We start from the raw sequence: 12007 nt of genomic DNA on the forward strand, positions 1-12007 counted from the left end.
CCAAACAGTCTGTCACGGGGTCGACGGGCGGAACCCGGCAACCCGGCTGTAGTTTCGAGGCGGTCAAAAGACGGAGTTAGCAGAGGAGCGATCTAAAGTGCGGATCACGGGCACCGGCCATGCGAGCATGCGGATCGACACCGCTGCCGGCAGCATTCTGTGCGATCCGTGGGTGAACCCGGCGTACTTCGCCTCCTGGTTCCCGTTCCCGGACAACTCCCAGCTCGACTGGGAGACGCTTGGTGACGTCGACTACCTGTACGTCTCCCACCTGCACCGGGACCACTTCGACGCGGAGCACCTGAAGAGGTTCATCAGCAAGAAGGCGACGGTCCTGCTGCCGGAGTACCCGACGTCGCAGCTGGAGGACGAGTTGCGGGCGCTGGGCTTCTCCAGCTTCCTGCGGACGAAGTCGGACGAGGTGCACGAGCTCGACGGCGGCCTCAAGGTGATGATCCAGGCGCTGATCAGCCCGACCGACGGCCCGATCGGTGACTCGTCGCTCTGGGTGGAGTATGACGGGGTTCGTGTTCTGAACCAGAACGACGCCCGCCCGGCCGACCTGACCCGGTTCAACGAGCTGGGCCACGTGCACGCCCACATGCTCCAGTTCTCCGGCGCCATCTGGTACCCGATGGTCTACGAGCTGCCGGAAAATGCGAAGACCGCGTTCGGCAAGCAGAAGCGGGAGCGGCAGTTCGACCGCACCTGGCGTTACATCGACGACCTGAAGGCGGACTTCGTCTTCCCGATCGCCGGCCCGCCGTGCTTCCTCGACGATGAGCTGTGGCAGTTCAACGACATCCACGGTGACGAGGGCAACATCTTCCCCGACCAGTCGGTGTTCCTGACCGAGTATGCGAAGGTCGGCGGCACCAACGCGGTCGTCCAGCTGCCCGGCAGTGTGACCGAGCTGACCGACGGCGGCACGAGGCAGCACACCACGCACCCGACGCCGGTCGACGAGTTCTTCGCCAACAAGCGCGCGCACCTGGAGGAGATGCGGGAGCGCAAGCGCCCGATCATCGAGGCCGAGAAGGCGTCCTGGCGGCACCCGGAGGTCGACGTCCTCAAGGAACTGAAGAAGCGGATCGAGCCGCTCCTCGAGGAGTCCCTCTACATGGCCAAGGGTGTCGGCGGCCCGGTCCGCTTCGACCTGGTCTCCTACGACGGCGACGAGGTCGAGTCGATCGTGGTGGACTTCCCGGGCAAGCAGGTCCGGTTGTACGCCGACGAGAAGGTCCGCTATCGCTTCAAGATGCAGCGCGAGCTGATCGAGCACCTCATCTTCATCGACGAGGGCGACTGGGTGAACTCGCTGTTCCTGTCCTGCCGCTTCTCCGCGGCCCGGATCGGGCAGTACAACGAGTTCGTCTACGCGTTCTTCAAATGCCTGTCCGAGGAGCGGCTCCAGTACGCCGAGGGCTGGTACGACGAGCACGAGAAGGCCGTCGACGCCGAGGACATCCAGTTCGGCGACTGGACGGTCCAGCGGCGCTGCCCGCACCTGAAGGCCGACCTGTCGCGTTTCGGTGTCCTCGACGGCAACGTGCTCACCTGCCAGCTGCACGGCTGGAAGTTCGACCTGCCCAGTGGCCGATGCCTGACCGGCGTCGGCCACAAGATCCGGGCGAGCAAAGAGGCCTAGAGGGCCAGGTCCTTGAGGATGCGGCGGGCCGCGTTGTGGCCCGCCGCGCCGATCACACTGCCGGCCGGGTGCGCCCCGGCCGAGCCGTGATAGAGCCCGTCCAGGCCGGTGAAATACGGCATCCGCTGGTCGAACGCGACCGTGTTGTCGACGTGGTGGATGTGGCCGCCGGTGATCCCGAAATGCTGCTCGATCCCCGGCGGGGTGAGCGGGAACACGTCGGCTACCAGGTCCGAGGTGCCCGGCGCGTACCTGTCGCAGATGGCGAGCAGCCGGTCCACGTACCCGGGAAGCTCTTTGTCCCACGATGTGCCAGACGGCTCGAAGGGGACGGATTGCACGAACAACGCCGAGGAATGGTGTCCGGCCTCGTCGCGCAGCGACGGGTCGACGGTGGTGTGCAGATACCACTCGATGGTCGGTTCGGCCGGCAGGACGCCCGCCTGCACGTCCGCCCACATGCCGCGCAGGTTGGCCATCGGCGAGCCCTCGCCGGGCAGCAGGTGGATGGTCGACCCGAACGGCGACGGCGCGCCGGGCGGCAGGCAGTCGAAGACCGGCAGGTCACGTAGCGCGAGGTTGACCTTGAGGGTGCTGCCGGTGCGCTTGACCGCGGCCATCCGCTGAGTCAGCTCCACGGGCAAAACCCCATCAGGGACAAGACCCATCAATTTGTACGGGTCACAGCCGCCGAGAACGACCCGGGCGCCGACCGACCGCCCGTCAGCGAGCACGACCCCACTGGCCGCCCCGCCGTCGACGGTGACCGAAGTCACCCGGGCATCCGTGAAGATGCGTGCGCCGGCCGCCCGCGCCGCGTCGGCGAAGGTCCGCGACACGGTGCCCATGCCGCCCTCGGCGATCAGCCAGGTCCCGTCCGAACCGGGCAGCCGGCACATGTTGTGCGCCAGGAAGTTGTGCCCGGTGCCCGGATCGTCAGGTCCCGCGTTGAGCCCGGACAGGCCGTCGGTGACCGCATACATCGCGACGAGCAGCTCACTGGCGAACCCGAACCGGCCCAGGTAGTCGGCGACCGAGCCGCGTACCAGATCAAGGAAGGTGCTCTGCAACTGTGGCCGGATGTGGCGGTCGGCGATCTCCTCGACCGGCGCCGGCTCCTCGAGCCAGGCCGGCGCGAGATCGGCGCGCAGCGCGCCGATCTCGACGGCGAGAGCCTCGTCGGCCTTCGCGTCCCGGTCGCTGAGCTGCGCCCGGTTGGCGGCGCCGTCGCTGCCGAAGAGGAGGTACGGCGACCCGGCCCCGACACCGGGCAGGAAGTAGTGCGGGTCGCGCCGCAGCACGGGGATGTCCACGTCGAGGGTCCGCAGCAGCTCCGGCGGCATCAGCCCGAGCAGATAGGACCCGGTCGACTGGCCGAGGCCGGGCACCTTGGGGAAGGGGTGTTCGGTGCGGGTGGCGCCGCCGATCACTCCCGCGGCCTCGAGCACGACGACGTCGAGCCCGGCGCGGGCGAGCAGGATCGCGGAGACGAGGGCGTTGTGACCGGCTCCGATGATCACCACGTCGGCACGGTCCGGAATGGGGGTCATGGTTCGCGAGGTTATCTCCTGATCGCGCTCGGTGACCTCGTCGAATCATCCGAGAATCGCGGCTCGACGGCCCGGGTCGCCGCGAAACCGGTGAGCAGAACCACGTGGAACAGGTAGAGCCACAGTCCGATCGCCACCACCCCACCCACCTCGGTCAGCCCCCCGAACGGCACCCCCAGGTCCAGTGGCAGTGAGCTGAACAGCACCGCCCCGTGCAGGAACCCGGACAGGTTCGCGGCCGTGAACGAGCCGATCAGGATCGTGGCGAGCCACGGTGGGCGGCCCGGGGCGACGTAGCGGAACACCCAGATCACCACCGGGGTCAGCAGCAGCCAGATCGCCAGGAACGACAGCACCACGCCGAGCGCCGACCACCAGCCGCCGCGTACCCACAGGCCGCTCGTGGTCGGCAGGGCCAGCAGCAGCGAGAGCAGCAGGGCCGGGGCCGCAGCCAGCAGCGGCAGCCAGAGCAGCCGGCCGCGCCAGCCGACCAGCTTCTCGCCGGGGCGGGCGATGGAGGCGAAGGCGCGGCGCAGGCCTTCGCCGTACAGCGTCGCCGGAAGGAGGCTGGCCAGCGCGAACATCGGCGTCAGCGTCAGCCCGGCGTCGATCAGGGCGGCGAGCGCGCCGGGCGCGCCGATCCGGTCCGGCAGCGCGGCCATGGTCCGTCCGGTCAGATGACGTACGCGCTCCGCGCCCACCACCAGCCCGGTCAGCCAGATGGCCAGCAGCGCCACCGGGACCACCGCGATGCCGCTGTAGAAGGTGATCGCGGCCGCGTGCAGCGCGACGTCCTTGCCGTGCAGCGGTCGCAGCAGTCTTCGCACGCCGAATCGATACCCCGATCGATGCCGCGGATCACTATGATCTCGCATTCGTGGACACCGAAACGGGCTTCTCGTTCTCCGCGCACCCGACCCGGCAGCAACTCCTCGTCTCGCTCCGGCAGTTCATGCGCGGGCAGCTCCGGCTCTTCCGGCTGGCCGGCGCGCTGCTGATCGTGTTCGGGCTGGTCTTCTCGCTCGACGACGAGCTCGTCCTGCGGATCTTCACGGTGCTCTTCGGCCTGATCTGCATCCTGGTGGTGCCGGAGCTCACGGTCCGGACCGTGGTCGCCAAGGTCCAGGGCATGCTCAGCCGGCCCACCGAGTACCGGATCGACGAGCGCGGCATCCGGATGACCAACGACCTGACCGAGTTCTTCGTCAGCTGGATCGCGGTGGACCGGCTGGACGAGGCGCCGGGCCTGCTCATCGCCCGGACCGGGCAGACCGGTTTCTACGCCGTGCCGACCGGCGCTCTGCCGCCGGAGAAGGCCGCCGAGGTCACGGCATACGTGCGGGCGCACGTCCGGCACCGATAGCCGTCCGCGAGAATGGGCGGTATGCGAGACCTCGTACTGCTCGGCTCCACCGGGTCCATCGGCACCCAGGCCATCGACATCGTCCGGCGCAACCCGGACCGGTTCCGGGTGGTGGCCCTCGGCGCGGGTGGCGGCAACGTCGCGCTGCTCGCCGCACAGGCCCTCGAACTGGGCGTCGAGGTGGTCGGGGTGGCCCGGTCCTCGGTCACCCAGGATCTTCAGCTCGCCTTCTACGCCGAGGCCCAGAAACGCGGCTGGGCGACCGGCGACTTCAAGCTTCCCAAGATCGTCGCCGGGCCGGACGCGATGACCGAGCTCGCCCGGTGGCCCTGTGACGTGGTGCTTAACGGCGTCGTCGGCAGCCTCGGCCTGGCGCCCACCCTGGCCGCGCTGGAGTCCGGCCGGATCCTCGCGCTGGCCAACAAGGAGTCCCTGGTCGCCGGCGGGCCGCTGGTCCGGCGGATCGCCAAGGAGGGCCAGATCGTCCCGGTCGACTCGGAGCACTCGGCGCTGGCCCAGTGCCTGCGCGGTGGCGCCGCGGCCGAGGTCCGGCGGCTGGTGCTCACCGCCAGCGGCGGCGCGTTCCGTGGCCGCCGCCGCGAGGAGCTGACGAACGTCACACCCGAGGAGGCGCTCAAGCACCCGACCTGGGACATGGGGCCGGTCGTCACGATCAACTCGGCCACCATGGTGAACAAGGCGCTCGAGGTGATCGAGGCACACGAGCTGTTCGGGGTGCCCTACGACGACATCGAGGTGATGGTTCACCCCCAGTCGGTCCTGCATTCACTGGTCGAGTTCACCGACGGGTCGACGCTCGCCCAGGCCAGCCCGCCGGACATGCGGCTGCCGATCGCGCTCGCGCTGGCCTGGCCGGAGCGGGTGCCGCACGCGGCCGCCGCGGTGGACTGGACCCAGGCCCACAACTGGGAGCTGCGGCCCCTCGACCACGAGGCGTTTCCCGCCGTCGAGCTGGCGAAACAGGCCGGCCGGGACGGGCGCTGCCGGCCCGCCGTCTACAACGCCGCGAACGAGGAGTGTGTGGCCGCTTTCGTCTCCGGTCGGCTACCGTTCTTGGGCATCGTCGACACGCTGGAACAGGTGCTGGCAGCGGCCCCGGATTTCGGGGAGCCGGGTACCGTCGATGACGTGCTTGCCGCAGAAGCATGGGCGCGTGCCCAGGCGCAGCGGACCATCGAGACTGTGGCTGAAGGAGCCTGATGCTGTTCTGGCTGGGGTGCGCAGCCTTCGCGCTGACGATTCTGATCTCGGTGAGCCTGCACGAGCTGGGACACATGATCACCGGCAAGCGCTTCGGGATGAAGGTCACGAAGTACTTCGTCGGCTTCGGCCCGACCATCTTCTCGTTCCACCGGGGTGAGACCGAGTACGGCCTGAAGCTCATCCCGCTCGGCGGCTTCTGCAAGATCGTCGGCATGACGCCGCAGGACGACGACGTCGCCCCGGAGGACCAGCACCGCGCCATGTGGCGGTTCCCGGTCTGGAAGCGGACCGTCGTGATGGCCGCCGGCTCGATCACGCACTTCGCGCTGGCCCTGATCGGCGCCTGGGTGATGGCGTGGGCGATCGGCCTGCCGAACATGGACCAGCCGCGGACCAGCGCCGAGGAGCGGGCCGCGCCCGCCATGGTCCGGGTGGCCGAGTGCGTCCCGACCTCGCTGAGCGACACCAGCACCGAGTGCAAGCCCGGTGTGGCGAGCGCCGTCGCCGGCCCCGCGCAGGCGGCCGGGCTGAAGACCGGTGACGTGATCACCAAGGTCGGCGCGACCCCGGTCGCCAACTACGGGCAGCTCACCGACGCGATCCGGGCCGCGCCGCCCGGGGCGACCTCCTTCGAGTACACCCGGGCCGGTCAGCCGGGCCAGGCGACGGTCAACCTGGTCTCCGCCGAGCGGCGGCCGATCGACGAACCGGCCGGCCCGATCTCCACGGTCGCCGTGGCCGGGATCAGCCGGACCACCGACCAGCCCGCGGTCATCCACTACAACGCGCTGACCGCGATCCCGGCCTCCGGTGAGTACAACTGGTTCCTCGTGGAGAACTCGATGCGCGCGATGGCCCGCATCCCGGAGAAGATCCCGGCCCTGTGGAACTCGATCACCGGCGACGAGCGTGACCCGGACACCCCGATCAGTGTCATCGGCGCCAGCCGGATCGGTGGCGAGGCCCTGGAGCGGGGCGTGCCCGAGGTCTTCTGGGGCGTCTTCATCTCGCTGAACGTGTTCATCGGCCTGTTCAACCTGCTGCCGCTGCTGCCGGTCGACGGCGGGCACATCGCGATCGCCTGGTTCGAGGCTCTGCGGTCCCGGCTGTACCGCGCGCTCCGCAGGCCCGATCCGGGCCGGGTGGACTACTACAAACTCATGCCGTTGACGTACGCGGTCATCCTGATCGGTGGAGCGTTCACCCTGTTGACGGCGACCGCTGACATCATCAACCCGATTACGATCTTCCCGTGAGCCATCTCCGGGCTCACCTCGTCCACGCACCATGGAAGGCCGGGAGTTACCCCCAATGACCGCGATCAGTCTCGGAATGCCTGCGGTACCCCCGCCGCCTCTGGCTCCGCGCCGGCAGAGCCGCCAGATCAACGTCGGGGGTGTGCTGGTCGGCGGCGGGGCTCCGGTCAGCGTCCAGTCGATGACGACCACCCTCACCTCGGACGTCAACTCGACCCTCCAGCAGATCGCCGAGCTCACCGCGTCCGGCTGCCAGATCGTCCGGGTCGCCGTGCCGTCCCAGGACGACGTCGAGGCGCTGCCCGCGATCGCCAAGAAGTCGCAGCTCCCGGTGATCGCCGACATCCACTTCCAGCCGAAGTACGTGTTCGCCGCGATCGACGCCGGCTGTGCTGCGGTCCGGGTCAACCCGGGCAACATCCGGCAGTTCGACGACAAGGTCAAGGAGATCGCGAAAGCGGCCGGTGACGCCGGGATCCCGATCCGGATCGGCGTCAACGCGGGCTCGCTCGACAAGCGGCTGCTGGAGAAATACGGCAAGGCCACCGCCGAGGCGCTCGTCGAGTCGGCACTGTGGGAGTGCTCGCTCTTCGAGGAGCACGGCTTCCGCGACATCAAGATCTCGGTGAAGCACAACGACCCGGTCGTCATGATCCGGGCCTACCGGCAGCTCGCCGAGCAGTGCGACTACCCGCTGCACCTCGGTGTGACCGAGGCCGGCCCGGCGTTCCAGGGCACGATCAAGAGCGCTGTCGCGTTCGGCGCCCTGCTGGCCGAGGGCATCGGCGACACCATCCGGGTCTCGCTGTCCGCGCCGCCGGTCGAGGAGATCAAGGTCGGCAACCAGATCCTGGAGTCGCTGGGTCTGCGCGAGCGCGGCCTGGAGATCGTCTCCTGCCCGTCCTGCGGGCGGGCCCAGGTCGACGTCTACACCCTCGCCGAGCAGGTCACCGCAGCCCTCGACGGCTTCCCGGTGCCGCTGCGGGTGGCGGTCATGGGCTGCGTCGTCAACGGTCCGGGCGAGGCGCGGGAGGCCGACCTCGGCGTGGCCTCCGGCAACGGCAAGGGCCAGATCTTCGTCAAGGGCAAGGTCATCAAGACCGTCCCCGAGTCGATCATCGTGGAGACGCTGGTCGAGGAGGCGCTCCGGCTGGCCGACGAGATGGGCGCCGACCTCCCCGACGAGCTGCGGGAGCTGCTCCCCGGCCCGACGGTGACCGTGCACTGATTGTTCGAAGGGCCCCGAGAGGGGCCCTTCTTTCGTTTCAGAAGAGAACCGTGGCGAAGCTGCCGGCTGAGACGAAGCCGCAGTTGGCGTACACCCGTCGGGCTGAGGTGTTGTAGTCGTTCACGTAGAGGCTGACCGTCGGCGCGACCCGGCGTAGCGCGTCGGCCACCACCGCGGCCATCGCCGCCGTGCCCAGGCCGCGGCCCCGATGGTCCGGGTGGACCCAGACGCCCTGCACCTGGGTGGTCCGCCGGGTGACGATCGCCAGCTCGGCCTTGAAGACCACCGTGTCGCCCTCGAACCTGGCATACGCCCGTTTCGCCTTCACCAGCTCGGCGATCCGCCGCCGGTAGCCGCGCCCGTTGTCGTCCTGCATCGGCGAGACCCCGACCTCCTCGGTGTACATCGCCACGGCGGCCGGGAAGAGCTGGTCGACCTCGCCGGCGCGGACCAGCCGGACCGCCGGATCCGGGCGGACCGCCGCGTCCCGGTCGGTGACCAGCAGGGGCTGGTGCGGCCGTACGTCACGGGCCGGCCCCCAATTGCCACCGAGCCGGTCCCACAGGTCCAGCACCGCCTCCGAGCGGCCGATGATCGACGAGCAGATCCGTGGCTCGGCGCCGAGCAGATCGGCGAAGGCCGCGGTCGCCGGTGGGGTCGCGCCGACCGGCACCAGGTGCGCGCCGGACCAGATGATCGACTCGATCTGGCGGCGCGGCTCATAGCCGTAGATGCGCCCGTCGGAGCGCCACCAGTTCAGCCCGTGTGCGGCCACGCGCTCCGCGATCTGGGCGCCCGCGTAGGGGTCGGCGTCGAGGATCCGCTCGACGGCCGCGCGCTCGGGCTCGCCGAGCTGGCGAATGGGCACCGTCAACACAGGTACCAGATTGCCAGATGGTGGCGCTTCGACACGTGTCGCAACCCCGCGATCCCAGAAACCCTTGCCGACGACACATTGCCGATATATCGTCTAACTATCGACGACAGAACGGAGAAGGTCATGAGGCACATGCATGGCGAGCGCGGACACGGTGGACACGGGTGGCACGGCGAGTTCCGCAGGCGCGGTTTCGGCTTTCCGCCCGGATTCCCCTTCGGTGGCCCCGGCGGCCCGGGCGGGCCCGGATTCCCCCCGCCCGAGTTCGGCCGGGGTCCACGGCGAGGCGGTCGCGGCGGGCGGCAGAACGTCCGGCCCGCGATCCTCGCGCTCCTGCTCGAGCGGCCGATGCACGGCTACGAGATGATCCAGGAGCTCGACGCCCGCACCGGCGGGATCTGGCGGCCCAGCCCGGGGTCGGTCTACCCGACCCTCCAGCTGCTCGAGGACGAGGGCCTGATCGAGGTCACCGCCGAGGGCGGCCGCAAGAGCTACCGGCTCACCGAGGACGGCCGGCCCGAGGCCGAGGCCGCCGCGGAGAACCCGCCGTGGTCCCAGATCGGCGCCGACACCATGTCCCAGGTGCAGGACTTCCGCGACGCGGCGGTCGGCATCATGGGCGCGCTCAAGCAGGTCGGCTTCAACGGCACCGCCGACCAGCGCCAGAAGGCGCTGGAGGTGCTCAACGAGACGAAGCGCAAGCTCTACGCGATCCTCGCCGAAAGCGAGTGAAACGCCCTGGACGAAGGGGGCACGTTCCGGTTCGCCGGGGCGTGCCCCCTTCGCCGTGACCTGGGTAAACCCCGCACCAGAGGGTCCGCCGGGCCCTACCCTCGATGGTGCTGACGATGCAGGCGGCGAACGGGACGAGGTGCGGTTTGAGCGAGCCCTCCGACGCCGTGGTGATCGGGCTGCTGGAGGCCGCGCCCGACGCGATCATCGCGGTCGACCGGGACGGCCGGATAGCCGTCGTCAACGCGCAGACCGTCCGGATGTTCGGCTACGAACGGGCCGAGCTGCTCGGGCAGACCATCGAACTCCTGGTTCCGGAACGATTCCGCGGCCGTCATCCGGGGCATCGTCTCGCGTACCTCCGTGATCTTCGTCCCCGCCCGATGGGCGCCGGTGTCCCGCTCGCCGCCCGGCGGCGGGACGGCAGCGAGTTTCCCGCCGAGATCTCCCTCTCCGCCCTGGAGTCCGGCGGCATGGTCGTCGCCGCGGTCCGTGACGTCAGCGACCGGGTCCGTCGGGAGCTGAAGTTCCAGGGCCTGCTGGAGGCCGCGCCGGACGCCATCGTCGGTGTCGCCGCCGACGGCCGGATCACCCTGGTCAACGCCCAGGCCGAGCGGCTGTTCGGGTACCAGCGCAGCGAACTGCTCGGCAAGCCGATCGAGACGCTCGTCCCCGAGTCGGCCAGGGCCCGGCATCCGGACCTGCGGCACCGCTACTTCACCGACCCCCGCCCGCGGCCGATGGGCTCCGGCACCGCCCTGCGCGCCCGCCGCCGTGACGGCTCCGAGTTCCCGGCCGAGATCAGCCTCTCCGCGCTGGAGACCGAGGACGGCCTGATCGTCTCGGCCGCCATCCGCGACGTCAGCGAGCGCATCGAGGCCCAGGCCGAACGGCAGCGGCTGGAGGCCGAAGGGGAACGCCTCGCCGCGGCCGCCGAACGGGAACGCCTGGAGACCCAGCTCCAGCAGTCCCAGCGTCTGGAAAGCCTGGGGCAGCTGGCCGGCGGCGTCGCCCACGACTTCAACAACCTGCTCGCGGTGATGCTCAACTACGCCAGCTTCGTCGCCGAGCAGATCCAGGAGGCGGCCGACGCCGACCCGGGCAGCGCCTGGCCGCAGGCGTCCCGCGACCTCCAGCAGGTGCTGCGGGCCGGCCGCCGGGCCACCGAGCTCACCCACCAGCTGCTCGCGTTCGGCCGGCGCGAGGTGGTCCGGCCCCGGGTCCTCGACCTCAACGTGGTGATCCGCGAGGTGGAGCAGCTCCTGCTACGGACTCTCGGCGAGCACATCCAACTGCACGCCGACCTGGAGCCGCGGCTGTGGCCGGTCCTCGCCGACCCCGGGCAGATCGAACAGGTCCTGGTCAACCTCGCCGTCAACGCCCGTGACGCGATGCCCGGCGGCGGCACGCTCACCGTCCACACCGGCAACCAGGATCTCGCCGCCGACGAGGCCGCCGGGATCCGGCCGCCCGCGCCGCCCGGCCGCTACGTGCGCCTGCGGGTCGCCGACACCGGCACCGGGATACCGCCCGACGTGCTGGAACGCGTCTTCGAGCCGTTCTTCACCACGAAGGCGCCCGGCGAGGGGACCGGGCTCGGGCTGGCCACCGTCTACGGCATCATCACCCAGGCCGGTGGCCACGCGGCCCTGCACTCCACGGTCGGCGCCGGCACCGTCGTCACCGCCCTGCTGCCGGTCACCCAGGAGCTGCCGGCCGCGGCCAGCGCGCCGGCCGGCCCCACCCAGTTGCAGCGCGGCGGAGAGACGATCCTGATCGTCGAGGACGAGGAGGCCCTGCGCGCCGTCACCGAGCGCATCCTGACCCGCAACGGGTACCACGTGCTCAGCGCGGGCGGCGGCCCGGAAGCTCTCAAGATCGTCCAGGATGCGGCCCAGCACATCGACCTGCTGCTCACCGACGTGGTGATGCCGCACATGCACGGCCGTCAGCTTGCCGAGCACGTCCGTGAGACCCGGCCCGGCCTGCCCGTCGTCTTCATGTCCGGGTACGCCCAGCCGTTCATCACCGGCGAGGGCACCCTGGAACCCAACACCATCCTGATCACCAAGCCGTTCACCCAGCCCGAGCTGCTGGAACGCCTGCGCGAGGCGCTGGACAACGCCTGA

General features: G+C 70.0%; 10 protein-coding genes. 7 read left to right on the plus strand and 3 right to left on the minus strand.

Annotation, left to right across the window (positions count from 1 at the left end; genetic code table 11):
• Positions 1-97 precede the first annotated feature (97 nt).
• A complete protein-coding gene (locus AB0E94_RS09260; protein ID WP_360324280.1) occupies positions 98-1648 on the plus strand; it encodes a Rieske 2Fe-2S domain-containing protein in 1551 nt (516 codons plus the stop codon).
• Here the strand turns inward: AB0E94_RS09260 and AB0E94_RS09265 are convergent.
• Entirely contained in the window at positions 1645-3198 is a 1554-nt protein-coding gene (locus AB0E94_RS09265) for an NAD(P)/FAD-dependent oxidoreductase (protein ID WP_360324282.1), read from the minus strand. The two genes, AB0E94_RS09260 and AB0E94_RS09265, sit on opposite strands and share 4 nt — an antisense overlap.
• A gap of 11 nt (positions 3199-3209) precedes the next feature.
• A complete protein-coding gene (locus AB0E94_RS09270) occupies positions 3210-4025 on the minus strand; it encodes a YhjD/YihY/BrkB family envelope integrity protein (protein WP_360324284.1) in 816 nt (271 codons plus the stop codon).
• A gap of 50 nt (positions 4026-4075) precedes the next feature.
• Between AB0E94_RS09270 and AB0E94_RS09275 the strand changes: the two genes are divergently transcribed.
• Genes AB0E94_RS09275 through ispG form a run of 4 tightly spaced genes read left to right on the plus strand, consistent with a single transcriptional unit; the run spans position 4076 to position 8269 of the window.
• Positions 4076-4561 (plus strand): YcxB family protein, encoded by a 486-nt coding sequence (locus AB0E94_RS09275; protein ID WP_360324286.1) that lies wholly within the window; start codon positions 4076-4078, stop codon positions 4559-4561.
• Positions 4562-4573: 12 nt separating this feature from the next.
• Positions 4574-5782: a 1-deoxy-D-xylulose-5-phosphate reductoisomerase gene (dxr, locus tag AB0E94_RS09280; protein ID WP_360324288.1), complete on the plus strand. Its 1209-nt coding sequence runs from the start codon at positions 4574-4576 to the stop codon at positions 5780-5782.
• A complete protein-coding gene (locus AB0E94_RS09285) occupies positions 5782-7041 on the plus strand; it encodes a site-2 protease family protein (protein WP_360324290.1) in 1260 nt (419 codons plus the stop codon). The genes dxr and AB0E94_RS09285 overlap by 1 nt, the downstream gene beginning before the upstream one ends.
• Before the next feature lie 55 nt (positions 7042-7096).
• A complete protein-coding gene (ispG, locus tag AB0E94_RS09290) occupies positions 7097-8269 on the plus strand; it encodes a flavodoxin-dependent (E)-4-hydroxy-3-methylbut-2-enyl-diphosphate synthase (protein ID WP_360324292.1) in 1173 nt (390 codons plus the stop codon).
• Positions 8270-8306: 37 nt separating this feature from the next.
• On the opposite strand, the gene AB0E94_RS09295 is transcribed toward ispG, so the two are convergent.
• Entirely contained in the window at positions 8307-9146 is an 840-nt protein-coding gene (locus tag AB0E94_RS09295; protein WP_360324294.1) for a GNAT family N-acetyltransferase, read from the minus strand.
• Between the two features lie 123 nt (positions 9147-9269).
• Between AB0E94_RS09295 and AB0E94_RS09300 the strand changes: the two genes are divergently transcribed.
• Both AB0E94_RS09300 and AB0E94_RS09305 read left to right on the plus strand, forming a co-directional pair.
• Entirely contained in the window at positions 9270-9878 is a 609-nt protein-coding gene (locus AB0E94_RS09300) for a PadR family transcriptional regulator (protein WP_360324296.1), read from the plus strand.
• Between the two features lie 146 nt (positions 9879-10024).
• Positions 10025-12007 carry a PAS domain S-box protein gene (locus tag AB0E94_RS09305; protein ID WP_360324298.1) on the plus strand — a complete coding sequence of 661 codons (1983 nt, stop codon included), beginning with the start codon at positions 10025-10027 and terminating at the stop codon, positions 12005-12007.

Source organism: Actinoplanes sp. NPDC026670 (assembly GCF_040638175.1).
Lineage (GTDB): Bacteria > Actinomycetota > Actinomycetes > Mycobacteriales > Micromonosporaceae > Actinoplanes.

Bases quoted from the DNA above. Each gene is read 5' to 3' on its own strand.
- AB0E94_RS09265 (WP_360324282.1), bottom strand. From the start codon at position 3,198: ATGACCCCCATTCCGGACCGTGCCGACGTGGTGATCATCGGAGCCGGT.
- dxr (WP_360324288.1), top strand. From the start codon at position 4,574: ATGGGCGGTATGCGAGACCTCGTACTGCTCGGCTCCACCGGGTCCATC.
- AB0E94_RS09285 (WP_360324290.1), top strand. From the start codon at position 5,782: ATGCTGTTCTGGCTGGGGTGCGCAGCCTTCGCGCTGACGATTCTGATC.
- ispG (WP_360324292.1), top strand. From the start codon at position 7,097: ATGACCGCGATCAGTCTCGGAATGCCTGCGGTACCCCCGCCGCCTCTG.
- AB0E94_RS09300 (WP_360324296.1), top strand. From the start codon at position 9,270: ATGAGGCACATGCATGGCGAGCGCGGACACGGTGGACACGGGTGGCAC.